The 24,383-nt window shown below is 66.4% G+C and carries 21 protein-coding genes and 1 other RNA gene; 18 read left to right on the top strand and 4 right to left on the bottom strand.

The features are described from left to right. Nucleotides 1-253: 253 nt before the first annotated feature. Entirely contained in the window at nt 254-1,168 is a 915-nt protein-coding gene (cysK, locus tag N0K08_RS06785; protein ID WP_261499335.1) for a cysteine synthase A, read from the bottom strand. Nucleotides 1,169-1,310: 142 nt separating this feature from the next. On the opposite strand from cysK, the gene rnpB reads away from it, so the two are divergent. Continuing rightward, nucleotides 1,311-1,641, top strand: an RNA gene (rnpB, locus tag N0K08_RS06780) — RNase P RNA component class A. 166 nt (nt 1,642-1,807) lie between these two features. On the opposite strand, the gene N0K08_RS06775 is transcribed toward rnpB, so the two are convergent. The 3 genes from N0K08_RS06775 to N0K08_RS06765 are packed head-to-tail and all read right to left on the bottom strand — an operon-like array spanning nt 1,808 to nt 4,661. Continuing rightward, nucleotides 1,808-2,557 (bottom strand): RNA pseudouridine synthase, encoded by a 750-nt coding sequence (locus tag N0K08_RS06775; RefSeq protein WP_261499334.1) that lies wholly within the window; start codon nt 2,555-2,557, stop codon nt 1,808-1,810. Then, nucleotides 2,544-4,217 (bottom strand): MBL fold metallo-hydrolase, encoded by a 1,674-nt coding sequence (locus N0K08_RS06770; protein ID WP_261499333.1) that lies wholly within the window; start codon nt 4,215-4,217, stop codon nt 2,544-2,546. The genes N0K08_RS06775 and N0K08_RS06770 overlap by 14 nt, the downstream gene beginning before the upstream one ends. Before the next feature lie 54 nt (nt 4,218-4,271). Continuing rightward, complete coding sequence (locus N0K08_RS06765) at nt 4,272-4,661, bottom strand: DoxX family protein (RefSeq protein ID WP_261499332.1); 390 nt, start codon at nt 4,659-4,661, stop codon at nt 4,272-4,274. Between the two features lie 329 nt (nt 4,662-4,990). Here N0K08_RS06765 and N0K08_RS06760 point away from each other — a divergent pair, with 329 nt between their 5' ends. The 17 genes from N0K08_RS06760 (at nt 4,991) to murD (ending at nt 24,368) form a co-directional block, all read left to right on the top strand. After that, nucleotides 4,991-5,575: a BPSL1445 family SYLF domain-containing lipoprotein gene (locus N0K08_RS06760; protein ID WP_261499331.1), complete on the top strand. Its 585-nt coding sequence runs from the start codon at nt 4,991-4,993 to the stop codon at nt 5,573-5,575. 108 nt (nt 5,576-5,683) lie between these two features. Next, entirely contained in the window at nt 5,684-6,550 is an 867-nt protein-coding gene (gene dapF, locus N0K08_RS06755; RefSeq protein WP_261499330.1) for a diaminopimelate epimerase, read from the top strand. After that, nucleotides 6,547-7,278 carry a DUF484 family protein gene (locus N0K08_RS06750; RefSeq protein ID WP_261499329.1) on the top strand — a complete coding sequence of 244 codons (732 nt, stop codon included), beginning with the start codon at nt 6,547-6,549 and terminating at the stop codon, nt 7,276-7,278. The genes dapF and N0K08_RS06750 overlap by 4 nt, the downstream gene beginning before the upstream one ends. A gap of 2 nt (nt 7,279-7,280) precedes the next feature. Beyond that, entirely contained in the window at nt 7,281-8,234 is a 954-nt protein-coding gene (locus tag N0K08_RS06745) for a tyrosine recombinase XerC (RefSeq protein WP_261499328.1), read from the top strand. Nucleotides 8,235-8,491: 257 nt separating this feature from the next. After that, the gene (locus tag N0K08_RS06740) at nt 8,492-9,610 is read left to right on the top strand and encodes a CobW family GTP-binding protein (RefSeq protein WP_261499327.1); all 1,119 of its coding nucleotides are present in this window, start codon (nt 8,492-8,494) and stop codon (nt 9,608-9,610) included. Nucleotides 9,611-10,126: 516 nt separating this feature from the next. Beyond that, nucleotides 10,127-10,672 (top strand): RNA polymerase-binding protein DksA, encoded by a 546-nt coding sequence (gene dksA, locus N0K08_RS06735; RefSeq protein ID WP_408642910.1) that lies wholly within the window; start codon nt 10,127-10,129, stop codon nt 10,670-10,672. A gap of 47 nt (nt 10,673-10,719) precedes the next feature. Next, a complete protein-coding gene (locus tag N0K08_RS06730; RefSeq protein WP_261499325.1) occupies nt 10,720-12,507 on the top strand; it encodes an STAS domain-containing protein in 1,788 nt (595 codons plus the stop codon). A gap of 54 nt (nt 12,508-12,561) precedes the next feature. Next, on the top strand, nt 12,562-13,107 hold the full coding sequence (gene hslV / locus N0K08_RS06725) for an ATP-dependent protease subunit HslV (RefSeq protein WP_261499324.1): 546 nt from the start codon (nt 12,562-12,564) through the stop codon (nt 13,105-13,107). Between the two features lie 72 nt (nt 13,108-13,179). Further along, nucleotides 13,180-14,496, top strand: coding sequence for an ATP-dependent protease ATPase subunit HslU (hslU, locus tag N0K08_RS06720; protein WP_261499323.1), 1,317 nt, complete (start codon nt 13,180-13,182; stop codon nt 14,494-14,496). Nucleotides 14,497-14,818: 322 nt separating this feature from the next. Beyond that, the gene (gene mraZ, locus N0K08_RS06715; RefSeq protein ID WP_261499322.1) at nt 14,819-15,247 is read left to right on the top strand and encodes a division/cell wall cluster transcriptional repressor MraZ; all 429 of its coding nucleotides are present in this window, start codon (nt 14,819-14,821) and stop codon (nt 15,245-15,247) included. Between the two features lie 14 nt (nt 15,248-15,261). After that, the gene (gene rsmH / locus N0K08_RS06710) at nt 15,262-16,191 is read left to right on the top strand and encodes a 16S rRNA (cytosine(1402)-N(4))-methyltransferase RsmH (RefSeq protein WP_261499321.1); all 930 of its coding nucleotides are present in this window, start codon (nt 15,262-15,264) and stop codon (nt 16,189-16,191) included. Between the two features lie 160 nt (nt 16,192-16,351). Beyond that, entirely contained in the window at nt 16,352-16,636 is a 285-nt protein-coding gene (gene ftsL / locus N0K08_RS06705; protein WP_261499320.1) for a cell division protein FtsL, read from the top strand. Then, on the top strand, nt 16,633-18,378 hold the full coding sequence (locus N0K08_RS06700) for a peptidoglycan D,D-transpeptidase FtsI family protein (RefSeq protein ID WP_261499319.1): 1,746 nt from the start codon (nt 16,633-16,635) through the stop codon (nt 18,376-18,378). Before ftsL ends, N0K08_RS06700 begins: the two co-directional genes overlap by 4 nt. Then, entirely contained in the window at nt 18,375-19,874 is a 1,500-nt protein-coding gene (locus N0K08_RS06695; protein WP_261499318.1) for a UDP-N-acetylmuramoyl-L-alanyl-D-glutamate--2,6-diaminopimelate ligase, read from the top strand. Before N0K08_RS06700 ends, N0K08_RS06695 begins: the two co-directional genes overlap by 4 nt. Beyond that, the gene (locus N0K08_RS06690) at nt 19,871-21,322 is read left to right on the top strand and encodes a UDP-N-acetylmuramoyl-tripeptide--D-alanyl-D-alanine ligase (RefSeq protein ID WP_261499317.1); all 1,452 of its coding nucleotides are present in this window, start codon (nt 19,871-19,873) and stop codon (nt 21,320-21,322) included. Before N0K08_RS06695 ends, N0K08_RS06690 begins: the two co-directional genes overlap by 4 nt. After that, nucleotides 21,313-22,491 carry a phospho-N-acetylmuramoyl-pentapeptide-transferase gene (gene mraY / locus N0K08_RS06685; protein WP_261499316.1) on the top strand — a complete coding sequence of 393 codons (1,179 nt, stop codon included), beginning with the start codon at nt 21,313-21,315 and terminating at the stop codon, nt 22,489-22,491. Before N0K08_RS06690 ends, mraY begins: the two co-directional genes overlap by 10 nt. Continuing rightward, nucleotides 22,488-24,368 (top strand): UDP-N-acetylmuramoyl-L-alanine--D-glutamate ligase, encoded by a 1,881-nt coding sequence (gene murD / locus N0K08_RS06680; protein ID WP_261499315.1) that lies wholly within the window; start codon nt 22,488-22,490, stop codon nt 24,366-24,368. The genes mraY and murD overlap by 4 nt, the downstream gene beginning before the upstream one ends. The last annotated feature ends 15 nt before the right edge of the window (nt 24,369-24,383 follow it).

The raw sequence follows: 24,383 nt of genomic DNA, 5'->3' as shown, positions 1-24,383 counted from the left end.
CGCTATTGCCCTGCGCCACCAAGGCGTTGGCCCGCGGCGCGGGCAAGGGCCGGAAAAAGCAGGCACGGTGCAGGCCGACCAGTTGCACAGGAGGCCGTTATCCTCTGCGCTCGCAAAGCATCCTGCCTATGAAACTGGCGCGCCCTAGCAAGGGGGCAGCGAGCAAGGGCCGCCCCGCTGCGAGGCTGCCGTCCCCCTCCACCGCAGGTTGAGAGGGGGAAGCCGCGCAGCGGCTCAGGGGGTGCCCCCTTTTTTACGGCAAAAAGCCTTCCACCGACAAATAGCGCTCGCCGGTGTCGTAGGAAAAGCCCAGCACCCGGCTGCCGGCCGGCAGTTCGGGCAGCTTCTGGGCGATGGCGGCCAGGGTCGCTCCCGACGAAATGCCGACCAGCGTGCCTTCCTCGCGCGCGGCGCGGCGGGCGTATTCACGCGCCGGCTCGGCTTCGACCTGGATCACGCCGTCGAGCAGGCTGGTGTCGAGGTTCTTGGGGATAAAGCCCGCGCCAATGCCCTGGATGGGGTGGGGTGCGGGCGCGCCGCCCGAAATCACGGGCGAAGCCGCGGGTTCAACCGCATACACCTTGAGCTGGGGGAATTTGGCCTTGAGCACGCGCGCCACGCCCGTCAGGTGGCCGCCGGTGCCGACTCCGGTGATCAGCACATCCAGGCCGTCGGGAAAGTCGGCCAGGATTTCCTGGGCCGTGGTGCGTTCATGCACTTCCACGTTGGCGGGGTTCTCGAACTGCTGGGGAATCCACGCGCCGGGCGTTTGCGCGGCCAGTTCCTCGGCGCGGGCGATCGCGCCCTTCATGCCTTTTTCCTTGGGCGTCAGGTCGAAGCTGGCGCCATAGGCCAGCATCAGGCGCCGGCGCTCTATGGACATGCTGTCGGGCATGACCAGCACCAGCTTGTAGCCTTTGACCGCCGCGACCAGGGCCAGGCCCACGCCGGTGTTGCCGCTGGTGGGCTCGATGATGGTGCCGCCGGGCTGCAGGCGTCCGGTCTTTTCCGCGTCCTCGACCATGGACAGCGCGATGCGGTCCTTGATGGAGCCGCCGGGGTTGGCGCGCTCGGACTTGATCCACACCTGGGCGCCCGGGCCAAACAGGCGGTTCACGCGCACATGGGGGGTGTTTCCTATGGTCTGCAGAATGCTGTCAACTTTCATGGCGTCTCCTTGGGGATGGCGGGGGTAGATCGCACATTCTGGCGCAGTTGATCTGCGTTCTGGGCATATTCTTATGCCGTGGCCAGGCCCTGAAGGCAGGCGCCGGGCGCAGGGCATTGCGCCTGGGTGATAATCCGGGGGTGAAGTTCGCCAGACCGTCGCTGGTGCTAGTGTCGAAAGACCGCACTGGAGGAACGTCCGGACTGCATAGGGCAGCGTAGCAGCTAACGGCTGTCCACCGCGAGGTGAGGATCAGAGCAACAGAGACGAGCCGCTTTAGTGCGGGTGAAACGGGCAATCTCTACGCGCAGCAATACCAAGTAGGCACACGTTGACGGGGCCCCCGGAGTGTGCGGGTAGGTAGCATCGAGCTGGTTGGGCGACCACCAGCCCAGAGTAATGACGGTCACGCGACCGGCGTTCGCAAGAATGTCGGCCGTGCACAGAATCCGGCTTATCGGTGGACTTCACACTTTTCACGCAAAAAGCGCTTGAAACCCAGGAATGGGCTTCAGGCGCTTTTTCTTTGGGGATTCCGATGCAGCGCACAGCCTGTGAAACTGGCGCGGCCCATCTCAGGGGCAGCGAGCAAGGGCCGCCCCTCCCCCTGGGGGGAAGGCGCGCAGCGCCTCAGGGGGGCTAAAATTTTTCCCAGGGCAGCAGATAGCGCCACTGCCCTTCAGGCAGCTTGGCCATGGACACGCGGCCCACGCGCAGGCGCCGCAGGCTCACCACTTCCAGGCCCACTTCGGCGCACATGTCCGCGATCTTGTCGGGCCAGAAGCCCTTGATGGCGAAGCGCAGATGGGTTTCGTTCTGCCAGCTGACCTTGGCCGGCGGCAGGGGCTGGTGGCGGTCCATGATGATGCCGCCCTTGCACAGGCGCTGCAGGCCGCCTTCGACGATCTGGCCCTTGACCCCGACCACGCATTCCTGCTCCAGCGCATAGGCGTCTTCCTGCAGCTTGCGCGCAATGCGCGGATCCTGCGTGTAGATCACCAGGCCGCTGCCCGGCACGGGAATGGGCAGGAAGGCCACCTGGTCGTCAAAGTGGCGCGAGAGCACGCGCACCGGTGCCGGTGTGTCGTACTCGGCCAGGTTGGCTTCGGTCAGCAGGCTGTGCGCGCTGGGCACGCGGCCATAGGCTTCGCCCTGGGTGTAGCCCGCGGGCTTGTGCAGCAGCAGGGTCACGGGAGGGATGGCTTCGGCCTTGGCGCCGGGAGCGAGCCGGACCTCCTGGTCCGGGCCGATATGGGTGCCGGGCACGAGCACGACCTTGCCGTCGACCTGCACGTGGCCGGCTTCGATGTACAGCTCGGCTTCGCGGCGCGAGCAGCTTTGTTGTTCCGCCAGGCGCTTGGACAGGCGAACGGATTCAGTTTGAGACATGCGCCAAGCCTAAAGCACGAATGCGCTCCACATGGGCCAAAAGGGATCTTTCTGCAATCGGCCAGAGGGCAGGGGGGGTGTCGGCATAGGCCAGGCGCACCCAATCCAGGGGCGATCCGTCGGGCGCGGCCTGCATGGCGCGCAGGATTTTGGCCTCGCGCGCCAGCCGGTGGGCCTGCAGATGGGCGATGACGCGGCGCGCCTGGCCCAGCACGTAGCCATGGGCCGGCAAGATGAATTCCACGCCGTGCAGCGCGCAAAGCGTGTCGAGCCGGGTCAGCGAATCGAGGTAGTCGGCCATGTTGCCGTCGGGCGGGTCGATCACCGTGGTGCTGCCATTGAGGATGTGGTCGCCGCTGAACAGCAGCGCATCTTCTTCCAGCAAGAAGCAGACATGGTTGGCCGCATGGCCGGGCGTGAACACGGCTTGCAGGCTGTGGGTGACAAGGCCTTCGGGGCCGGTGGCGCTGAGCACGATGCGATCGCCGTCGACCAGCGGCTGGTCGGGCGTGAAGCGGCTGTTGGCGCGCGCCGTCGGTGCCGAGGCCAGGCCGCGGATGGCGGCGCGCGGGCGGCCGGCGTCAACCAGCAGCGCCTGCAGCAGCGCGGCGCCCGGTGAATGGTCGGCGTGCGAATGGGTGCACAGGATGTGGCGGATGTCGCCGCCCGCGGCATCGAACAGCCGCTGCACATGCTGCGGGTCGCGCGGTCCGGGATCGATGACCGCGAAGCCGGTCGCGGCGTCGCCCACCAGGTAGCTGTTGGTGCCGGGCCCGGTCATCATGCTGGGGTTGGGCGCCGTCAGGCGCAGCAGATTGCGCCGCAGCGCCACGGGCTGCGCGCTTTGCCAGTCCAGCGGATGGAAGATCTGCCCGTCGGGGCTGACCATTTCCAGCTCGCCATAGGCCGACTCGTGCTCCATGTGGCGCCGCTCCTTGCCGTCCAGCAGGCCCGTGCGCGGGCAGCATTGCCACAGCGCCTGCTCGTTCGCCAGCGCCGCGAAAACGGCCTCGGTCGAGGCAAATTCGGCCAGTCTTTCCAGCGTGCGGATGGTCGGGAAAATGATCAGGAACTCGCCATCCGCGTAGCGTTGCAGCGCTTCGGCGGGCGAAACCCACTGGGGCTCGAACTGCTCGGTCTCGTCGGCCACGGGCGTCTGGCCTTCGGGCATGCGCGCCACCAGAAACTGAGTGGCAAAGCGCTTGGGCTGGGTGCGGTCGCCCGTCCAGTGCGCGAGCACATGCAGGGCGTCGGCCGCCAGCGTCAGTCCCCGCGCCTGGCATTGGGCGACGAACGGCGCCGAGCGGTCGAGCGCGGCAATGTCGTCGGCATCGGCCATGCGGCCGTCGGCATGGCGAGCGAGCAGCACGCCCAGCTCTTCAAAGCTTTCGCGGATGGCTGCAATGGACTGGGTCAGGTGCTCGTCGCTTTGCCGGGGCCGGCGCGTGGCAAAGCCATGCGATTGCGCGTCCAGGGCGTCGATGCCGCCGCCGGGGAAGACATGGGCTCCGGGCAGAAAGCTGGCCGTGGGCGAGCGGCGCGTCATGAGCACTTCAAAGCCCGCGCCGTCGGCTCTGTCACGCAGCAACAGGACGGTGGCGGCGGGCCGGGGGGAAGCTGGGGGGCGCTGCGAGCGCAGGAGCTGGCTGGGACGGGTCATGGGATGCATAGCGAAGAAGATCGGGAAAGCGGTCCTGGCGGGCCGGTCGGTGGCTCACTTGCCTTTCGAGTAACCCATGGCGACGACCAGGGCCGTGACGAGAAAGAAGGCCTGCAATTCCAGCGCCCAGCCACCCGAGCTGCCGATAGACAGGAAATGCCCGGAATGGACCAGCACCAGGGCCACCAGCATGTTGACTACGACCACCAGCGCCGCCGGCACCACCCACACGCCGATCAGCAGCAGCAGGGGGGCCACGACTTCGCCCAGATAGACCGCATAGGCGAGCCAGTGGGGCAGGCCATGGCTGGCGACCATTTTTTCGATGCCACCGATGCCGCCCGTGATCTTGGACCAGCCGTGAAACAGCAGCAGCAGGGCCAGCGTGATGCGCAGCACCACCATGGCGGCGCGGGGGTGGTGCAGGTGGTTCCAAAAATTCATGTTGTCTCCTGGGAAAGGATGAAAGGCGGATCGATGGGGCAAAGGCCCGATCTTCGCAGTTGTGCCACAAGAAGGTCGGCGGGACTGTTGCATGCGCGCCAATGTCGGCATGCACGGGGCGCTGGCGTGCTGTGCCGGCCGGGCACCTGTGACGGTGGTGAGTATTTGCGGTCCTGCCTGTAGGCGCACAGGCTGAGCTGCAGCGGCGATGAGACAAATGCCGCGAACACCACTAGCATGGTTGAAGGCCGGGCTTGGATCGGCCGGTATGAACCGCTTGCAGCGCCGCCGGTGCCCGCAAGCCCTCTCAACGTACGGAGGAGATTTCCATGGCGCCCATTTTTGTTCGTTCCTTGTTGGTTGCCGCGGCGGTTGCCGTGAGCGGAGTGGCCATGGTGGGATGCACCACCACCCCACCGGATTCCCAGGGTTCGCCCCGTGCCGACCGCAGCGCGCTGGAAGCCCAGACCAACGCGACCCTGTCGCGTCTGTACGACACGGCGCCTGGTTCGCGCGAGCTCATCAGCCGCGCCAAGGGCGTGCTGGTCTTCCCGGCGGTGATCGGCGGCAGCTTTGTGGTCGGGGTCGAGCATGGCCGCGGCGTGCTGCGTTCAGGCCAGCGCACGCTGGGCTATTACAGCACCACGGGTGCCTCGATCGGCTGGCAGGCCGGCGGCCAGTCCAAGGCGGTGATCTATGTCTTCAACACCCAGGATGCGCTGGACAAGTTCGTGAACGGCAACGGCTGGTCGGCGGGCGTGGATGCCACCGTGGCCGTGGGCAAGGTCGGCGCCAACGGCATGATAGACACGCAGACGGCCCAGGCGCCTGTGGCGGCCTTTGTGATGACCAATGCCGGCCTCGAAGCCGGAGTGTCGCTGCAAGGCTCGAAGATCACCAAGATCGCTCTGTAGCGCGGACTGGCGCGGGCGGATGCCGGCGGGGCCGGTGCCGACCCGCTGGCCAGGGGCGATGGTGGCTTGTCGGCCGATGGTCGGCGACAGAGCGGATAATCGGCACCCATGCATATCCGCTTCACCAAGATGCAAGGCGCAGGCAATGATTTTGTCGTGCTCGACGAAACGCAGGGCCGCCTGGGCCTGTCGCCTGCCCAATACCGTTTTTTGGCCGATCGCCACTTTGGCGTAGGCGCCGACCAAATCCTCAGCGTGCGCCCGGCACCGGCCGAGGGTATTGATTTCGAATATGTGATCCACAACGCCGATGGCGGCGAAGTCGAGCAGTGCGGCAATGGCGCGCGCTGCTTTGCGCGTTATGTGCACGACAAGGGCCTGACCTCCAAGACGACCATCCGTGTGCAGACCCTGGCCGGCGTGATCGCCCCCGAGCTGGCCGCCGACGGCCGGGTCCGGGTGGACATGGGCCGGCCCGAGCTGCAGGCCGAACGCGTGCCTTTCGACGCCAGCGGGCTGGAGCCCCGGCGCCAGGGCCAGGCCCAGACCTGGTCGCTGGCACTCGATGCCTCCGGCCCCTGGATCACGCCCGTCTCCATGGGCAACCCCCACGCCGTGCTGCTGGTCGCCGATGTCGATACCGCGCCCGTGGCCACATGGGGGCCGCAGATCGAACAGCACCCGCGTTTCCCCCAGCGCGTGAATGCGGGCTTCCTGCAAATCGTCAGCCGCGGCGAAGTGCGCCTGCGCGTCTATGAGCGGGGCGCGGGCGAAACCTTGGCCTGCGGCACGGGCGCCTGCGCGGCCGTGGTGGCCGGCATTCGCCTGGGCCTGCTGGATTCGCAGGTGCAGGTACACACACGCGGCGGCCTGCTGAGCATTGCCTGGGCCGGGGCAGATGACGACGCCGTCTTCATGACCGGCCCTGCCACTTTTGTTTTTGACGGTCAGATCGAACTTCCGGAAGTACCATGAACGACAGCACTCGCAGCGCCCACGCCTTGATCCCCAGCGAAGAAAGCATTGCCGCCTACCTGGGCCAGGTCCCCGAGTTTTTTGAACGCCATGCCGACTTGCTGGCCGGCGTGCGCCTGCCCAGCGTGCATGGCCACCGCGCGGTGAGCCTGCAGGAGCGCCAGGCGGAAATGCTGCGCGACAAGATCAAGGGCCTGGAGCAGCGCATCATGGAGATGGTGCGCAACAGCAGCGAAAACGCCGCCATCACCCAGAAGATCCACCGCTGGAATTGCGACCTGGCCAGCATCGGCGATGCGCGCGGACTGCCCCATGCGGTCACTGAGGGGCTGCGCGCCGTGTTCGACGTGCCGCAGGCCGCGATCCGCGTCTGGGATGTGGCGCCGCCGTTTGCCGGCTCGCTGTTCACCATGGGCGTGAGTGCGGATGTGAAAGCCTTTGCCTCCTCCCTGACCATGCCGTTCTGCGGTCCCAACCTGGGGTTCGAACCCACGGCCTGGCTGCAACGCGTGGACGACGTGCAATCCCTGGCCTTGCTGCCGCTGCGTGACGGGCCCTTGAGCAGCCCGTCGCCGGCGTTCGGCATGCTGGTGCTGGGCTCGCCCGATCCGCTGCGCTTCGATGCCACCATGGGCACCGAGTTTCTGACGCGCATCGCCGAGCAGGCCAGCGCGGCGCTGGCGCGCATGCGCCCGGTGGCGGGCGCGCGCCAACTGACTTCGGTCTGACCATGGAGGGCGGTGCCGCGCCCGAGCTGCCGGCCGCGGTGCAGGCCTATCTGGACTACGTGCGGGTGGAAAAGCGCCTGGCCGAGCGCACGCACACGCTCTACACCCTGGATCTGTGCAAGTTGCTGGAGTTCGCCCAGGCGGCCCAGACGCCCTTGCTGGCGCTGCAGCCCGCGCACATCCGCCGCTTCGCGGCCCAGATGCACAGCAGCGGCCGCAGCGCGCGCGGCATTGCGCTGATTCTTTCGGGCTGGCGCGGATTTTTCCAATGGGCGGCGCGCCAGGCGCTGGTGCCGCTCAATCCGGTGGAAGGCGTGCGCGGACCGCGCGCGCCCAAGCCGCTGCCCAAGGCGCTGGCCGTCGAAGATGCGCTGCAACTGGCCGACCACGCTAATGCTGAAGCCGACCCCTGGCTCGAAGCCCGCGACGCGGCTATCACCGAGCTGCTCTACAGCAGCGGCCTGCGCGTGGGCGAGCTGGTGGGACTGGACGTGGCTCCCGGGCCTGACACCGAGCGCCTGGCGCGCGGCTGGATCGATTTCGCGGCCGGCGAGGCCCATGTGCTGGGCAAGGGCAGCAAGCGCCGCATCGTTCCCGTGGGCGGCGCGGCGCTGCGTGCGCTGCAGTCCTGGCTGGCGTGCCGGGCCCAGCCGTTCGCGCAGGGGTTGGAGCCGGCGCTGTTCATCGGCCGGCGCGGGGCGCGGCTCACGGCCCAATCGGTCTGGGTGCGGCTGCGCGAGCGCGCGCGCCAAGCCGGCTTGACGACGTCGGTGCACCCGCATGTGCTGCGCCACTCGTTTGCCAGCCATCTGCTGCAGTCCAGCGGTGATTTGCGTGCCGTGCAGGAGCTGCTGGGCCATGCGAGCATCGCCACCACGCAAATCTATACGCGGCTGGATTTCCAGCACCTGGCACAGGCTTACGAAATGGCCCATCCCCGAGCGAAAAAGAAATAGCCCCCCAAATGCATTTGGCCTTGGGGCCGTCTGCCGCCTTGGGGGCCGCCGAGGGGCTTTTCAGGCGCTCTGTCGCGGTTGCCAGCATCCTGTGGCCCATGCGGCATCCTCCGGCACGCAGCCAAGCCATCCCGGGCATGAAGAGGCCTTGAATCCGCCGGTAAACTCCCCATATTCGTTGTTTCAGGCAGGGCCTGCGCGCGCCAAAGGGGCGCGGGCGCCTGCGCTTTGCGCGCAATTACTTTCTAGGCCATTCCATGTCTCTCATTCCTGTCACCATCCTCACGGGCTTTTTGGGCTCCGGCAAGACCACATTGCTCAAGCGCGTGCTCGGCGAAGCCCATGGCCAGAAGATCGCCGTGATCGAAAACGAGTTCGGTGAGGAAAACATCGATGCCGACATCCTGAAGACCCAGTCCAAGGAGCAGATCGTGCAGATGAGCAATGGCTGCATTTGCTGCACCATCCGCGAAGACCTGCGCGAGACGCTGCAGCTGCTGGCCGCCAAGCGCCGCCAGGGCCTGGTCGAGTTTGAGCGCATCATCATTGAAACCACGGGGCTGGCCGATCCAGGCCCGGTGGCGCAGACCTTCTTCATGGACGACGAGGTGGCCGAGTCCTACCTGATCGACTCCATCATCACCCTGGTCGATGCCAAGCACGCCGGCCAGCAGCTCGACGACCGCCAGGAAGCGCGCCGCCAGGTGGGCTTTGCCGACCAGATCTTCCTGTCCAAGACCGACCTGGTCAGCGACGAGGAGCAGCAGGCGCTGATCCACCGCCTCAAGCACATGAACCCGCGCGCGCCCATCAAGGCCGTGCATTTTGGCGAAGTGCCGCTGGCAGAAGTGCTGGACCTGCGTGGCTTCAACCTCAACGCCAAGCTCGACATCGATCCCGACTTTCTCAAGGAAGAGGACGCGCATGACCATGGTCATGACCACGGCCACGACCATGGCGACTGCGATCACGACCACGGCCACTGCGCGCACGAGGAGCATGGTCACGACGCCCATGCCGGCCACGACCATGCGCCGGGCGAGGCCTGCAACCACCCGCACCACCACCACCACCACGATGACGATGTGAAGAGCTTTGTCTACCGTGCCGACCGTGCGTTCGATCCGGCGCGTCTGGAGGACTTCCTGGGCGCCATCGTCAATATTTACGGCCCCAAGATGCTGCGCTATAAGGGTGTGCTCAACATGCAGGGCACGGAGCGCAAAGTGATTTTCCAGGGCGTGCACCAGTTGATGGGCAGCGACCTGGGGCCGGCCTGGGAGGCTGGTGAGCAGCGCCAGAGCAAGATGGTGTTCATCGGCATCGATTTGCCGCAGGACATTTTCCGCTCAGGCCTGGACCAGTGTCTGGCGTAACAGCGGCCGGTCGGCCGGCCGTTTGACAAGCGGTCGGCTGACAAAATGCCCGAACTTCCGCTTCGGGAGAAGGGGTTATTTGTATGCAGATGTTAATTTTTAACGTAAATTGAGTGCAAATTCTCGCGTCCTGTGGAATACCCGTATGTTGGGTATCCGCAACGTTTTGTTGGGCCTTGCCTGTGGTCGATACAATCGCGCCCCTAAAGAGAACCCGGAAGACAAGACCCTCTCGGACTTGTTCCCCTACCCGGGGCCGGTAGTACTGTGAGGAGACAGGAAGTGAATGCCGAATCCAGCAAAGTGAAAGCAGCTGCCAAATCACCCGCAGCCAAAAAAGCTGTTGTGAACGCGTCTGCCAAGACCGCTACCCAGGTCGCGAAGAAGCTTGCGCCCAAAGCCGTGGCCCAGCCTGTATCCCCGCCGGTGGCGCCAGCCACAACGGGTGGGGGCGCCGGCGGCCTGGCTCGCAGCACCCGCCCCTCCGCTCGGTTGGCCCAATTGACCGTACCCTCCATGGCCCCGGCCGCCGCCTTCGATGCGGCCAAAGCCAGCTACATAAATACCATGCCTACAACCATGCAAGCGCCTTCGTTGATTGCTGCAAAGAAAGACCCCAAGTTGGCAAACAACTGGAAGACCAAAACTGCTGAAGAGCTGACCGACGCTGAAGTCATGGCCATGCCTGAAGATGAGTACATGAACGACAAGCAGATGGCGTTTTTCCGCCATAAGCTGGTCTTGCTCAAACAGGACATGCACAACAACGCCGGTGAGACCGCGGAAAACCTGCGCGAAGACACCGTGGTGGTGCCTGATCCCGCCGACCGTGCGACCATCGAGGAAGAGCACGCGCTGGAGTTGCGCACGCGTGACCGCGAACGCAAGCTGCTCAAGAAGATCGAGCAGTCGATTGCCCGCATCGACGCAGGTGACTACGGCTACTGCGACGAAACCGGCGAGCCCATCGGCGTCGGTCGTCTGCTGGCCCGGCCTACAGCCACGCTGTCGCTGGAAGCCCAGCAACGCCGCGAGCTGAAGCAGAAAATGTTCGGCGATTGAGCTGAATCAAGCCCATGCACAGGCCACTTGCGCTACGCTGACCTTCTATGACCAAGGATGACAGCAAGGCCGGTGGCCTTTTTTCCAAGGTGGTGCGCTTTGTGCGCCATCCCACGGTCAACTGGTCGGAGCTGGATGCGCTGGCAGACGACCTGTCGGCTGCGCCCGACAAGCAGGCCTTGCGACAAATGCTCGAGCGCAAGCGCCGCAACGATTTTGTGCGCCAGCGTGAATTCGATCAGCTGCGCAAACTGCGCCAGAAAGAGGCCTTGTCTGCAGGCGCGGCTGACGTGCCGGCGGAGCCTGCCAGCCTGCCGTCGGGCTTTCACAGCAGCCTGACTTCGGCCGACGCACGCGCCGTCACCGTGCAAAAAATCGACGCCATCGAAGAGCAGATGTCGCAGCAGTGGTGGCGCAACAAACAGCCGGCAGACGCTTCTACGCTGCCCATGGAACTGGTGTCGGCCTTGCCCCCGCTGGATTCGGTGCGCGTGGCCGCGGCCCCGGGCTCTGGCCCGGCGTCCCTGCCCCTGGGTTTTGCGCCCACCGTGCCCTTGACCTGGGGCGGGGAGCCTGCGCCCGCATGGCCGGCGTCACAGCGGCTCTTGCAAGGCGAAGAGCGGGTGGCCCTGGCGACGACTTTTGCGGCAACCCAGCTGCGCGACCCTCCGGCCTGGGACGCGATTGCGCCATCGGCCCTGGCCGGCGCAGCCCCCTTGCCCGCACCCACGTTTGTGCACGACCCGGATTTTGAAGAAGCGGCCATCGCGTTCGCCAATGGCGACGTCGTGGGCGCCGAAGCCGCGCTGCTGGAGCTGCTGGCGCTGCGTGCCGCTCAGCCCGACCACCAGCAATCGGTGTGGCTGGCCTTGTTCGATCTGTACCGCGCCGCGGGTCTGGCCGAGCGCTTCGACGTGCTGGCCATCGATTTCGCCGACCAGGTCGGGCGCTCGGCGCCACTGTGGTTTTCGCTGCCGGCGCAGCTGGGTTTGGCGGGTCACGCCGCGCAGACGCCGGCGCAAGAGCCGGAGGGCGCCCATGCCTGGCGCTGGACGGCCCCGGCGGTGATGACGCGGCAATCGGTGGCCGCGTTGCAGGCTGCCAAGGGGCGAGCGACCACCCCCTGGACCCTGATCTGGACGGCGCTGGAGCGCATCGAGGCCGACGCCGTACCGCTGTTCGAGCGTGTGGTGACCGAGTGGGCGCAGACGCCGGGACAGATCCAGTTCCTGGACGCGCAGGTACTGGTCCAGTATCTGCAGGCGCAGACGGTTTCCGGCAACCGCGAGGCCAGCGTCGATGGCTGGCGCCTGCGCATGGCCGTGCTGCGGCTGATGGAGCAGCACGACAGCTTCGAGCTGGCGGCGCTGGATTACTGCGTGACTTACGAAGTGTCGCCGCCCTCATGGACGCAGCCCCTGAGCAGCTACGTCGACGGTTCGACGGTCGATACCGCGGCGGCCGGTGCCGCAGTGGCCGATGCCGTGGCGGGCGCGGTGCCGGAGGCTGCTGCTGCTGAGGCGGTCGACACCGCGGAGGCCGCGCCGACCAGCAACCGCAAGAGGGCTTGTCTGGCCGGCTGCATCGCCAGCGATGCCACGCCCTGGCTGCTGGCGCTGGAAGCCCAGGCCCAAGCCGGCGTGCCGCTGGTGGTGGATTGCTCTCAGCTGATTCGCCTGGACTTCGCGGCCGCGGGCTCGGTGCTCAACTGGTCGGCGCACATGCAGGCCCGGGGCCATGATCTGTGCTTCGACCGCCTGCACCAACTGGCCGCCGTGTTCTTCGGCATGATCGGCATCAGCGAGCACGCCCGGCTGGTGCCGCGCAGTGACTGAAAAAATGACCAGGGCCGCTTGCAACCCGGCGATTCGCCCCCAGATAGCAAGGCTATGGAACAGTATCACGGCACCACCATCATCAGCGTCCGCCGCCAGACGGCAGACGGCATTCAAGTCGCCATTGGCGGCGACGGCCAGGTCACTCTGGGCAATATCGTGGTCAAGGGGACTGCGCGCAAAGTGCGCCGCCTCTATCACGGCACCGTGCTGGCCGGCTTTGCCGGGGCCACAGCCGATGCTTTCACGCTGTTCGAGCGTTTCGAGGCCAAGCTGGAAAAGCACCAGGGTCATCTGACGCGTGCCGCCATCGAGCTGACCAAGGACTGGCGCACCGACCGCGTGCTGCGTCGCCTCGAAGCCATGCTGGCCGTGGCCGACAAGACGGCGTCGCTGATCATCACCGGCAACGGCGATGTGCTCGAGCCTGAACAGGGCATCGTGGCCATCGGATCGGGCGGAGCCTATGCGCATTCGGCCGCCAAGGCCTTGCTGACCAATACCGATCTGGGCGCCGCCGAGATCGTCAAGAAGTCGCTGGAAATCGCGGGCGAGCTGTGCATCTACACCAACATGCACCACACGATAGAGACCCTCTGAGCTGGCCTGCCCCTTGTTTGCTGGCTTGCAGCCCTGGCCTTTGCCGTGCTGTGGGCCCATTGGATTAATGACATGTCTTCCATGACCCCCCAGGAAATCGTTTCCGAACTCGACCACCACATCGTGGGCCAGCAGGGCGCCAAGCGCGCCGTGGCGATTGCGCTGCGCAACCGCTGGCGCCGCCAGCAGGTCGAGGATGGCTTGCGCCAGGAAATCACCCCCAAGAATATTCTGATGATCGGTCCCACCGGCGTGGGCAAGACAGAAATCGCGCGCCGTCTGGCGCGGCTGGCCGATGCGCCTTTCATCAAGGTCGAAGCCACCAAGTTCACCGAAGTCGGCTATGTGGGCAAGGACGTGGATGCCATCATCCGCGACCTGGCCGAGATCGCCGTCAAGCAGACGCGTGACTGGGAAGTGCGCAAGATGCGCGTGCGCGCCGTGGATGCGGCCGAAGACCGCATCCTCGATGTGCTCGTGCCCCAGGCGCGCACCACTGACACCCCGGTCGACAGCACGGCGCGCCAGGTGTTTCGCAAGAAGCTGCGCGAAGGGCAGCTCGATGACAAGGAAATCGAGATCGACCTGGCCGAAGCGCGCCAGCCGCTCGAAATCATGGGCCCCCAGGGCATGGAAGAGATGGCCGAGCAGTTGCGCGGCATGTTCAGCCAGATGGGGCAGGAGCGGCGCCACACGCGCAAGCTCAAGATCGCCGAGGCGCTCAAGCTGCTGACCGACGAGGAAGCCGGCAAGCTGGTCAACGAGGAAGAGATCAAGGTCCGCGCGATCGCCAATGCCGAGCAGAACGGCATCGTCTTCATCGACGAGATCGACAAGGTCGCGACCCGCCAGGAAACCAGCGGCTCGGACGTGTCGCGCCAGGGCGTGCAGCGCGATCTGCTGCCGCTGGTCGAAGGCACGACCGTGTCGACCAAGTACGGCATGGTCAAGACCGACCACATCCTGTTCATCGCGTCGGGCGCGTTCCACCTGTCCAAGCCCAGCGACCTGATTCCCGAGCTGCAGGGGCGATTCCCCATCCGCGTCGAACTCGAATCGCTGTCGGTGCAGGACTTCGAAGCCATCCTGACGCAAACCCATGCGTCGCTGGTCAAGCAGTACCAGGCGCTGCTGGCCACCGAAGGTGTGCTGCTGACGTTCACTCCCGACGGCATCACCCGTCTGGCGCACACGGCCTTTCTGGTCAACGAGCGCACCGAAAACATCGGCGCCCGCCGCTTGTCCACGGTGATGGAGCGCTTGCTGGACGAAATCAGCTTCGATGCGGCCTCCCTGACGGGCCAGACCATCACCATCGACGCCGCCTATGTCGACGCGCGTCTGCAGACCCTGAGCCAGGACGAAGACCTTTCCCGTTTCATTTTGTGACACTTGGCGCGCAAAAGCAGGGAAGTCTTTCCCTGTTGCGCCCGCTTGGCCGCGCCTGATGTATGCATCTGCAGCTGGTGCGCGGCTGAGAGTTCACTTGCACTGAATTGAGTAAGTGCTTATGGGGCAAGGACTTTTTGCCCAAACACCCATTCTCTTTGCGTGCTAAGTCCTTGATTTCATTGCAAATAATTGTCACACCCCTTGTGGCAGCTCAACGAATTGCTGCTACAGTGCAAAAAAGTGCAATTAAGTGGTGAAACCTGCCTTTTTCGCCCATTTTGAGGCGGAGAGCGGCAGTCGTCAGTCCGAGGGCAATTCAATGTTTCAAGGGGCTTCTTCGCTCAGTCTGGATGCGAAGGGTCGGCTGTCAGTGCCGACCCGGCACCGTGACGCCTTGAATGAAATGGCCCAAGGTCAGGTCACCATCACCAAACACCCCCATGGTTGTCTCATGCTTTTCCCCCGGCCCGAGTGGCTGCAGTTTCGCGAACGCATCGCGCAGCTGCCCATGTCCGCGCAATGGTGGAAACGGATTTTCCTGGGCAACGCCATGGACGTGGACATGGATGGGACCGGTCGCGTGCTGATCTCGCCCGAACTGCGCCAGGCCGTGGGCCTGAGCAAGGAAGCGGTGTTGCTCGGCATGGGCAACCACTTCGAGCTATGGGACAAAGCCACTTATGACGCCCAGGAGGCACAGGCCATGCAGGCCCAGATGCCAGACGTTTTCCAGGATTTCGCTTTCTAATAAAGGGCGCGCGTTTGAACCAGCCCCTCCAACACATTACCGTTCTGCTCGACGAAGCCGTGGATGCACTGCTCGGCGCAGCAGGACCGACCCCTTCCGGCCAGTGGATAGACGGCACTTTCGGCCGAGGGGGTCACTCCCGGCGCATTCTGCAGCGATTGGGGCCTGATGGCCGGCTGACGGCCTTTGACAAGGACCCGGAAGCCATCCAAGAAGCTGCGCGCATCACCGATGCGCGTTTTTCCATTCGGCACGAGGGCTTTAGCAATCTGGCCGATCTGCCCGAAGGCAGCGTGCAGGGCGTGCTGATGGACCTGGGAGTGAGCTCGCCCCAGATCGACACCCCCGAGCGCGGATTCAGCTTCCGCTTCGACGCTCCCCTGGACATGCGCATGGACACCACGCGTGGCCAGAGCGTGGCCGAGTGGCTGGCCGATGCGGACGTGCAGCAGATTGCGGAGGTGATACGTGACTATGGCGAAGAACGGTTTGCTGGGCCTATTGCAAAGGCGATTGTTGCGCGGCGCCAGGAAAAGGGCCCTCTCACAACCACCAGCGAGCTCACCGAGCTCGTGGCTGGCCAGGTCCGGACCCGCGAGGCGGGGCAAAACCCCGCCACCCGGACATTTCAGGCTCTTCGGATTTTCATCAATGCCGAATTGCAGGAGCTTGAACAAGCGCTAGAAGCCAGCCTGCGCGTGCTGGCACCGGGCGGCCGGCTGGTGGTGATCAGCTTCCATTCGCTGGAAGACCGCATCGTCAAGCAGTTCATCGCCAAGCATTCGAAAGAGGTCTACGACCGCCGGATGCCTTTTGCGCCGCCGACGCCCATGCGCCTGGTGGCGCTCGACCGCATCAAGCCCAGCGCCGCCGAAGTGGCGGCCAATCCGCGCTCGCGCTCGGCGGTGATGCGCGTCGCCCAGCGCACCGAGGTGCCCGCATGAAAATGCACCACCCCCTGAGCGGCCTAGGCCGCTTCCCCCTCTCATCCTTCGGTGGAGGGGGACGACACCGTCGCTGCGGGGCTGCCCTTGCTCGGCGTCCCCTTTCCGGGGCACGCCAGTTTCAGGTGCTATGGATAGCTGACATGCGGAAAGGCCTGCCGTGCTGCGCCTGAACCTCATGCTGCTGGCGGCGCTCATGGCGAGTGCCCTGTTTCTGGTGCACTCGCAGTACGAGTCGCGGCGCCTGTTCACCGAGCTCGACCGCTCGATCAACGAGTCGCGCCGGCTGGCCACGGACAACCAGCGCCTGGAAGTGGAAAAGCGCGCCCAGGCCACGCCCAACCGGATTGAAGGCCTGGCCCGCGATCAGCTGAAAATGCATTCCGCGACCCCGGCCATCACCCAGTATGTCGGCGACAACGCCGGCACGGGAGCCGCGCCATGACACGCAGCGTGCTCTACACCTCCAGCCCCTTGCTCGCGAGCAAGACGCCCCTGTGGCGCAGCAAGATGATTGTGGCCATGCTGGCCCTGGGTTTTGTGGGCCTGGGCGCACGTGCGGCCTATGTGCAGGTGTTTGGCAATGATTTCTTCCAGCGCCAGGGTGCAGTGCGTTTCGCGCGCACGCTGGAGCTGCCGGCCAACCGCGGCCGGATTCTGGACCGCAACGGCCTGATCCTGGCATCGAGCGTGCCCGCGGCCAGCATCTGGGCCATTCCCGAAGACGTGGAAAAGGAAGACCCGGAAGTCCAGGCCAAGCTGCGCCAGCTGGCCAAGCTGCTGGAAATGACGCCGGCCAGTCTCGACGCCAAGCTGGCCGACGAAGACAAGACCTTTGTCTGGATCAAGCGCCAGCAGGACTGGGACATCGGCGAGAAGATCAAGGCCCTGGGTATCAAGGGCATCTACCAGCGCAAGGAATACAAGCGCCAGTACCCCGAAGGCGAGCCCGCGGCCCACGTGGTCGGCTTCACCAACGTCGAGGACCAGGGCCAGGAAGGCATGGAGCTGGCATTCAACAAGGAGCTGGGCGGCAAGGCCGGGTCCCGGCGCGTGATCAAGGACCGGCTGGGCCGGGTGGTCGAAGGCGTGGGCGAAGAGGTGCCGCCCATGGACGGGCAGGACATCCAGCTGTCGATCGACAGCAAGGTGCAGTACTTTGCCTACCAGAAGCTGCGTGACCAGGTGGAGAAGTTCAAGGCCAAGGCCGGCAGCGTGGTCGTCATGGATGCGCGCACCGGAGAACTGCTGGCCCTGGCCAACTATCCCAGCTATGTGCCGGACAAGCGCCAGCACCTGACGGGCGAGCAGCTGCGCAACCGCGCGATCACCGACGTGTTCGAGCCCGGCTCGACGATGAAGCCCATCACCATCGGGATTGCGCTGGAAACCGGCAAGTTCAAGCCCGAGACGCCGATCGACACTTCGCCCGGGCGCATCAATGTGACCGGCTCGACCATTTCCGACACCCACAACTACGGCCTGCTGACGGTGGCCGGTGTGATCCAGAAGTCGAGCAACGTCGGCACGACCAAGATTTCCCAGCAACTCACCGCCCAGCAGATGTGGGAAGGTTTCTCGGCCGTGGGTTTTGGCCAGAAACCGCAGATTGCCTTCCCTGGCGCGGCCAGCGGCCGCCTGCGCCCTTACAAGACCTGGCGGCCCGTCGAGCAGGCCACCATGTCCTACGGCTACGGCCTGTCGGCCAGCCTGCTGCAGATGACGCGCTCGTACACGGTGTTCGCCAACGACGGCCGGGTGATTCCCGCGACCATGCTCAAGCGTGACGAGCCGCCCGTGGGCGTGCCTATCTTTTCCGAGCGCACGGCCAACCAGGTGCGCCACATGCTGGCCCTGGCGGCGGGCCCGGGCGGCACCGGCCAGAAGGCCCAGACCGTGGGCTACTCGGTGGGCGGCAAGTCGGGCACGGCGCGCAAGCAGGTCGGCAAGAACTATGCCGCGGGCAAGTACCGCGCCTGGTTCACCGGTCTCGCACCGATTGAAAAGCCGCGCGTGATCGTCGCCGTGATGGTCGACGAGCCCACCCAGGGCAGCGTCTACGGCGGCACGGTCGCGGCGCCCGTGTTCAGCGAAGTGGTCCAGCAGACGCTGCGGCTGATGGGCGTGCAACCCGACATGGCCGTGGTGCCGCAAATCGTCGCCAACCCGGTGGAGGAGTCCCTGTGAGCATTTTTCAACTGACTTCCACGCCGCAGGCCTATGAATGGCTGCGCAGCCGGGTCAAGGGCGGCCTGCAGACCGACAGCCGCCAGGTCGCGCCCGGCGATGCCTTCATTGCCTGGCCGGGTGCCGCCACCGATGGCCGCGCCCATGTGGCCATGGCCCTGGCGCGTGGCGCCGTGGCCTGCCTGGTCGAGGCCGAAGGCGTGGAAGCTTTCCATTTTGACGATGCGCGCATCGCCGCGCTGCCAGGCCTCAAGGCTGCCAGCGGCGAGATTGCCGCACTGTGGTTCGACCGGCCCAGCGAACAGCTGCAGGTGCTGGCCGTCACGGGCACCAACGGCAAGACCACCACCGCCTGGTGGCTGGCCCATGCGCTGGCCCAGCGCGCGCTGGACGGCAAGCAGGGCTGTGCCCTGGTGGGCACGCTGGGCGTGGGCGTTCCGCCGCGGCTGGAAGACACGGGCATGACCACGCCCGACCCGGTGCGCCTGCAGCGCGCGCTGCGCGAGTACGTGGACGCGGGCGTTGCCGCCTGCGCCATGGAAGCTTCGTCCATCGGCCTGGCCGAGCACCGCCTGGCGGGCACACGCATACGCGTGGCGATCTTCACCAATTTCACCCAGGACCACCTCGACTACCACCTGAACATGGACGCCTATTGGCAGGCCAAGAAGGCCTTGTTCGATTGGCCAGGCCTGCAGGCGGCAGTGATCAATGTGGACGACGCCCATGGCGCCCGCCTGTGGGCCAGCCTGCAGGCGCGCGATCTCGATGTCTGGAGCGTGTCCACCCAGGGGCCGGCGCGCTTGCAGGCCAAGGACATCAGCCTGGGCCGCGAAGGCCTGCAGTTCACCGTCATCGAAGAAGCGCACAGCCATGTGCTGCAGACCCGCCTGGTCGGACAGTACAACGTGACGAATCTGCTGGGCGTGCTGGCCTCGCTGCGCGCGCTGGGCCTGAGCCTGGACCAGGCCGTGGCGGCCTGCGACCAGCTCGAACCCGTGCCCGGGCGCATGGAGCAGATCGTCCAGCCCGGCCAACCGCTGGTGGCCATTGATTACGCGCACACGCCGGATGCACTGGAGCAGGCGCTCAAGGCCTTGCGGCCCGCGGCCCGCCAGCGCGGCGGTCGCCTGTGGTGCGTGTTCGGCTGCGGCGGCAACCGCGATGCGAGCAAGCGCCCGCTGATGGGCGAGATGGCCCAGCGCCACGCCGACTGCGTGGTGGTGACCAGCGACAACCCGCGCAATGAAGATCCGGACGCCATCATGGCCCAGATCCTGGGCGGCATGTCGCCGTCCAAAGTGCTGCATTCGGAAGTGGACCGCGCGGCGGCCATTGCCCAGGCACTGGCCGAAGCCGGTCCCAAGGACGTGGTGCTGATCGCCGGCAAGGGACACGAGGAATACCAGGAGAGCGGGGGCGTCAAGCGCCCGTTTTCCGACATGGCCCAGGCGCGCAAGGCGCTGGCGGCCCGCGAAGGAATGCACCGGTCATGATGACCTTGAACCAAGCGCTGGCCCTGATCCAGCCCCACATCCCCCATGCCCGTCTGGTCGGCGACGGCCAGACCCTGGTCACGCGCGTGCACACCGACACGCGCAGCCTGCAGGCCGGCGATTTGTTCGTGGCCCTCAAGGGCGAGCGTTTCGACGCCAACGATTTCCTGGCCCAGGCCAAGGCCAGCGGCGCGGCCGCGGCCATCGGCCATTGCGGCCGCCTGGCCGAAGCCGGACTGTCCGGCATCGAAGTCGATGACAGCCTGGCCGCGCTCGGCGCCCTGGGCGCTGCCTGGCGCGCCCAGTTTTCCCTGCCGCTGATCGCCGTCACCGGCAGCAACGGCAAGACCACGGTCACGCAGATGATTGCCGCCATTCTGTCGGCCCAGGCCGGCGAGGCCGCCCTGGCCACGCGCGGCAACTTCAACAACGACATCGGCGTGCCGCTGACGCTGCTGCGCCTGACGGCCGCCCACCGCCTGGCGGTGGTCGAGCTGGGCATGAACCACCCGGGCGAGATCGCCCAGCTGGCGCGCATGGCCCAGCCCACGGTGGCGCTGGTCAACAACGCCCAGCGCGAGCACCTGGAGTTCATGCACACCGTGCAGGCCGTGGCCGAGGAAAACGGCGCCGTGCTGGCCGCGCTGCCCGCCGATGGCGTGGCGGTGTTCCCCGCGGGCGAGGAATTTACGGCGCTGTGGCAAGGCCTGGCGCAAGACCGCACCTGCCTGCAGTTTGGCGAGCAGGCGGCCGGCGTTCCGGCGGCAGGCGCTCCGGCGGCCGGCGCACCGGTGCATGCGCTGGCGGCCACCTGGCAGCAGGGCGCCTGGCAGGTGCGCATTGCCACGCCCCAGGGCGAATTCGAGGCGCGCCTGCAGATTGCCGGCCGCCACAACGTGCGCAATGCGCTGGCCGCGACCGCCTGCGCGCTGGCCGCGGGCGTGCCGCTGGCGGCGATTGCCGCGGGCCTGAGCGCCTTCCAGCCGGTGACCGGACGTTCGCGCGCCTTGAGCGTGGCGATCCAGGGCCGCGGCATCACGGTGGTCGATGACAGCTACAACGCCAACCCCGATTCCATGCGGGCGGCGATCGACGTGCTGGCCGAACTGCCCGCGCCGCGCTGGCTGGTGATGGGCGACATGGGCGAAGTCGGCGACCAGGGGCCGCAGTTCCACGCCGAGGCCGGTGCCTATGCGCGGGAAAAAGGCATCGAACGGCTGCTGGCGCTCGGAGCGCAAAGCACGCACGCTGTCGCGGCCTGTGGCGCGGCGGCCCAACATTTTGAAGACATGGCATCGCTGCTGGCAGCGGTGCGGGAAGGGCTGCCCGCGGTGGGCAGCCTATTGATCAAGGGATCTCGGTTCATGAAGATGGAACAGGTAGTGCAGGCCGTTCAGGCCAGCGCAGACACAAGCCCCCGTGCAGCATCGGAGTCCACATGCTGCTGATACTCTTCCAATGGCTGCAAGGCTTGTCGCCGGAATTCGGCTTTCTGCGGGTCTTCCAGTACCTGACGCTGCGCGCCGTGATGGCCGCGCTCACCGCCCTGGTGATCGGCCTCGCGGCCGGCCCGCGCGTGATCCGCCTGTTGACTTCGCTGAAGATCGGCCAGCCGGTGCGCGGCTACGGCATGGAAACCCATCTGGTCAAGAGCGGCACGCCCACCATGGGCGGCGTGCTGATCCTGTTGTCCATCGCCATTTCCACGCTGCTGTGGTTCGACCTGTCGAACCGCTTTGTCTGGATCGTGCTGCTGGTGACGCTGGGTTTTGGTGCCATCGGCTGGGTCGATGACTGGCGCAAGGTGGTCAACAAGGACCCCGAAGGCATGCGTTCGGGGGAAAAGTACTTCTGGCAGTCGGTGATCGGCCTGCTGGCCGCGCTCTACCTGGTGTTCAGCATTTCCGAGAACAACAACGTCCAGGTGTTCGAACTGTTCATCCGCTGGGTGCAGTCGGGCTTCTCCATGGACTTGCCGCCCAAGGCCGGCCTGCTCGTGCCTTTCTTCAAGGAAGTCAGCTATCCGCTGGGCGTGCTGGGTTTTGTCATCCTGACCTATCTGGTGATCGTGGGATCGAGCAACGCCGTCAACCTGACCGACGGCCTCGACGGCCTGGCCATCATGCCGGTGATCATGGTCGGCTCGGCGCTGGGCGTGTTCGCCTATGTGACGGGCAGCGTCAACTTCGCCAAGTACCTGCTGTTCCCGCACATTCCCGGCTCCGGTGAGCTGCTGATCTTCTGCGCCGCCATGGCGGGCGCGGGTCTGGCTTTCCTGTGGTTCAACGCCCACCCGGCCCAGGTCTTCATGGGCGACGTCGGCGCGCTGGCCCTGGGCGCGGCGCTGGGCACGATCGCCGTGATCGTGCGCCAGGAAATCGTGCTGGCCATCATGGGCGGCATCTTTGTCGCCGAAGCCGTGTCGGTGATGCTGCAGGTGGTCTGGTTCAAGTACACCAAGAAGCGCTACGGCCAGGGCCGTCGTCTGCTGAAGATGGCGCCGCTGCACCACCATTTCGAGAAAAGCGGCTGGAAGGAAACGCAGGTCGTGACCCGTTTCTGGATCATCACCATGCTGCTGTGCCTGATCGGCCTGTCGACGCTGAAACTGCGATGAATACCGCTTCCACTCCACTGCCCACCGACGGCCTGCTGCCGCACGAGCTGGCGTCCGTGCCCGAGGCGACGGACGCCGCGGCCTTGCCCACGGCCTTGCCCGTGGCGGACGACGCTCAGGCGGAAGCAGTGTCCGAAACGGCGGCAGTGCTGCCGCTCGATGTCCCCGCGCCGGCACAGCCCGTGCCGCCATTGAGCAGCCTGCGTGCGGCCGAAGATGCCGCGGCCTTCGTGGCCCAGATTTTTGCCCAGGTGGCCGCGCCCGACGCGGCCCCCGAACCAGGCGCCGATGCGGCCCTGGCGGCGCCTGAAGCCGAGCCTGCGCTGCCGCCCGTGCCCGCGGGCTGGCCGCAGGCGGACGCGCTGCCGCTGCAAGGCCAGCAACTGCTGGTGCTGGGCCTGGGCGCTTCGGGCCTGGCCATGGCCCGCTGGTGTACCCGCCTGGGTGCGCAGGTGACCGTGGCCGATACGCGTGAAGCGCCGCCGCAGCTGGCGGTGCTGGCGCAGGAGCTGCCCCAGGTGCGCTTTGTCGCTGGAGCCTTCGACGCGGCCCTGCTCGACGGCCAGAATTTCGCCGCGGTCTACCGCTCTCCCGGCCTGAGCCCGGCGCAGGTTGCGCCCGTGCTGGATGCGGCCCTGGCCCTTGGCATGCGCCTGGGCGGTGAGCTCGATCTGTTTTCCCTGGCCTTGCAGGCCTTGGCCGCGGGCCACGGCTACCAGCCGGCGGTGCTGGCGATCACCGGCACCAACGGCAAGACCACGGTCACTTCGCTCACGGGCCAGCTGCTGGAGCATGCGGGCCTGAGCGTGGCCGTGGCCGGCAATATCGGCCCGACCCTGCTGGACACGCTGGCCGGCCATATCGATGCCGGCAATCTGCCCCAGGCCTGGGTGCTGGAGCTGTCGAGCTTCCAGCTCGATGCGGCCACGGGCTTCGAGCCCACGGCGGCGGCCGTGCTCAATATCAGCCAGGACCATCTGGACTGGCATGGCAGCCTCGCGGCCTATGCCGCGGCCAAGGCCCGGATCTTCGGCACCCAAGGCCTGATGGTGCTCAACCGCGAAGACGAGGCCGTCATGCAGATGCTGCCGGCGCCCACACGCGTCAAGCTGCAGCGTCCGCAGGAGCGCGCCCATGTGACTTTCGGCGGCGACATGCCGCGCCGTCCGGGCGACTTCGGCATCGAAGTCGTGGCCGGCATGGCCTGGCTGGTGCGCGCGCTCGAAGCCGACGAGGCCGGCAAGCGCGCACGTGCGCCGCAGGACGACTTGCACATCCAGCGCCTGATGCCCGCCGATGCGCTGCGCATTCGCGGACGGCACAACGCCATCAACGCCTTGTCGGCGCTGGCCCTGGCCACGGCCGCGGGCGGCGCGCTCGCGCCCATGCTGTTCGGTCTGCGCGAATACCGCGGCGAGCCGCACCGTGTCGAGCCTGTGGGCGTGGTCGGCGAAGTCGAGTACTTCGATGACAGCAAGGGCACGAACGTGGGTGCCACCGTGGCCGCCCTGACCGGCCTGGGGGCCGATAGACGCCTGGTGGTCATCATGGGCGGCCAAGGCAAGGACCAGGATTTCTCGCCGCTGGCCGCGCCCGTGGCGCGCTATGCGCGCGCCGTGGTGCTGATCGGGCGCGATGCGCCGCTGATCCGCGCGGCCCTCGAAGCCAGCGGCGTGGCGCTGCTCGCGGCCGACTCCATGGTCCAGGCCGTGGCGGTCGCCCAGTCCCAGGCCCGGCCCGGCGATGCCGTGCTGATGTCGCCGGCCTGCGCGAGTTTCGACATGTTCAAGGACTACGAAGACCGCGCGCACCAGTTCGTGCAGGCCGTGCAAGGCCTGGCGCAGGACGCCGGCCATGACTTGGAGGGCTGGGTGTGAGCGCCGTTTCCGCCT

The sequence above is a fragment of the Acidovorax bellezanensis genome, assembly GCF_025421555.1.
GTDB lineage: Bacteria > Pseudomonadota > Gammaproteobacteria > Burkholderiales > Burkholderiaceae_C > Comamonas > Comamonas bellezanensis.
Note: the sequence above shows the minus strand (reverse complement) of the source record. Positions and strands in the feature narration are given on the sequence as shown.

Coding starts and splice junctions, on each gene's coding strand:
- N0K08_RS06775 (WP_261499334.1), bottom strand. CDS start 2,557: ATGTCTCAAACTGAATCCGTTCGCCTGTCCAAGCGCCTGGCGGAACAA.
- N0K08_RS06700 (WP_261499319.1), top strand. CDS start 16,633: ATGACACGCAGCGTGCTCTACACCTCCAGCCCCTTGCTCGCGAGCAAG.
- N0K08_RS06760 (WP_261499331.1), top strand. CDS start 4,991: ATGGCGCCCATTTTTGTTCGTTCCTTGTTGGTTGCCGCGGCGGTTGCC.
- N0K08_RS06740 (WP_261499327.1), top strand. CDS start 8,492: ATGTCTCTCATTCCTGTCACCATCCTCACGGGCTTTTTGGGCTCCGGC.
- hslV (WP_261499324.1), top strand. CDS start 12,562: ATGGAACAGTATCACGGCACCACCATCATCAGCGTCCGCCGCCAGACG.
- N0K08_RS06765 (WP_261499332.1), bottom strand. CDS start 4,661: ATGAATTTTTGGAACCACCTGCACCACCCCCGCGCCGCCATGGTGGTG.
- dksA (WP_408642910.1), top strand. CDS start 10,127: ATGGCCCCGGCCGCCGCCTTCGATGCGGCCAAAGCCAGCTACATAAAT.
- N0K08_RS06690 (WP_261499317.1), top strand. CDS start 19,871: ATGATGACCTTGAACCAAGCGCTGGCCCTGATCCAGCCCCACATCCCC.
- N0K08_RS06770 (WP_261499333.1), bottom strand. CDS start 4,217: ATGACCCGTCCCAGCCAGCTCCTGCGCTCGCAGCGCCCCCCAGCTTCC.
- dapF (WP_261499330.1), top strand. CDS start 5,684: ATGCATATCCGCTTCACCAAGATGCAAGGCGCAGGCAATGATTTTGTC.
- hslU (WP_261499323.1), top strand. CDS start 13,180: ATGTCTTCCATGACCCCCCAGGAAATCGTTTCCGAACTCGACCACCAC.
- mraY (WP_261499316.1), top strand. CDS start 21,313: ATGCTGCTGATACTCTTCCAATGGCTGCAAGGCTTGTCGCCGGAATTC.
- murD (WP_261499315.1), top strand. CDS start 22,488: ATGAATACCGCTTCCACTCCACTGCCCACCGACGGCCTGCTGCCGCAC.
- N0K08_RS06750 (WP_261499329.1), top strand. CDS start 6,547: ATGAACGACAGCACTCGCAGCGCCCACGCCTTGATCCCCAGCGAAGAA.
- N0K08_RS06745 (WP_261499328.1), top strand. CDS start 7,281: ATGGAGGGCGGTGCCGCGCCCGAGCTGCCGGCCGCGGTGCAGGCCTAT.
- N0K08_RS06730 (WP_261499325.1), top strand. CDS start 10,720: ATGACCAAGGATGACAGCAAGGCCGGTGGCCTTTTTTCCAAGGTGGTG.
- cysK (WP_261499335.1), bottom strand. CDS start 1,168: ATGAAAGTTGACAGCATTCTGCAGACCATAGGAAACACCCCCCATGTG.
- mraZ (WP_261499322.1), top strand. CDS start 14,819: ATGTTTCAAGGGGCTTCTTCGCTCAGTCTGGATGCGAAGGGTCGGCTG.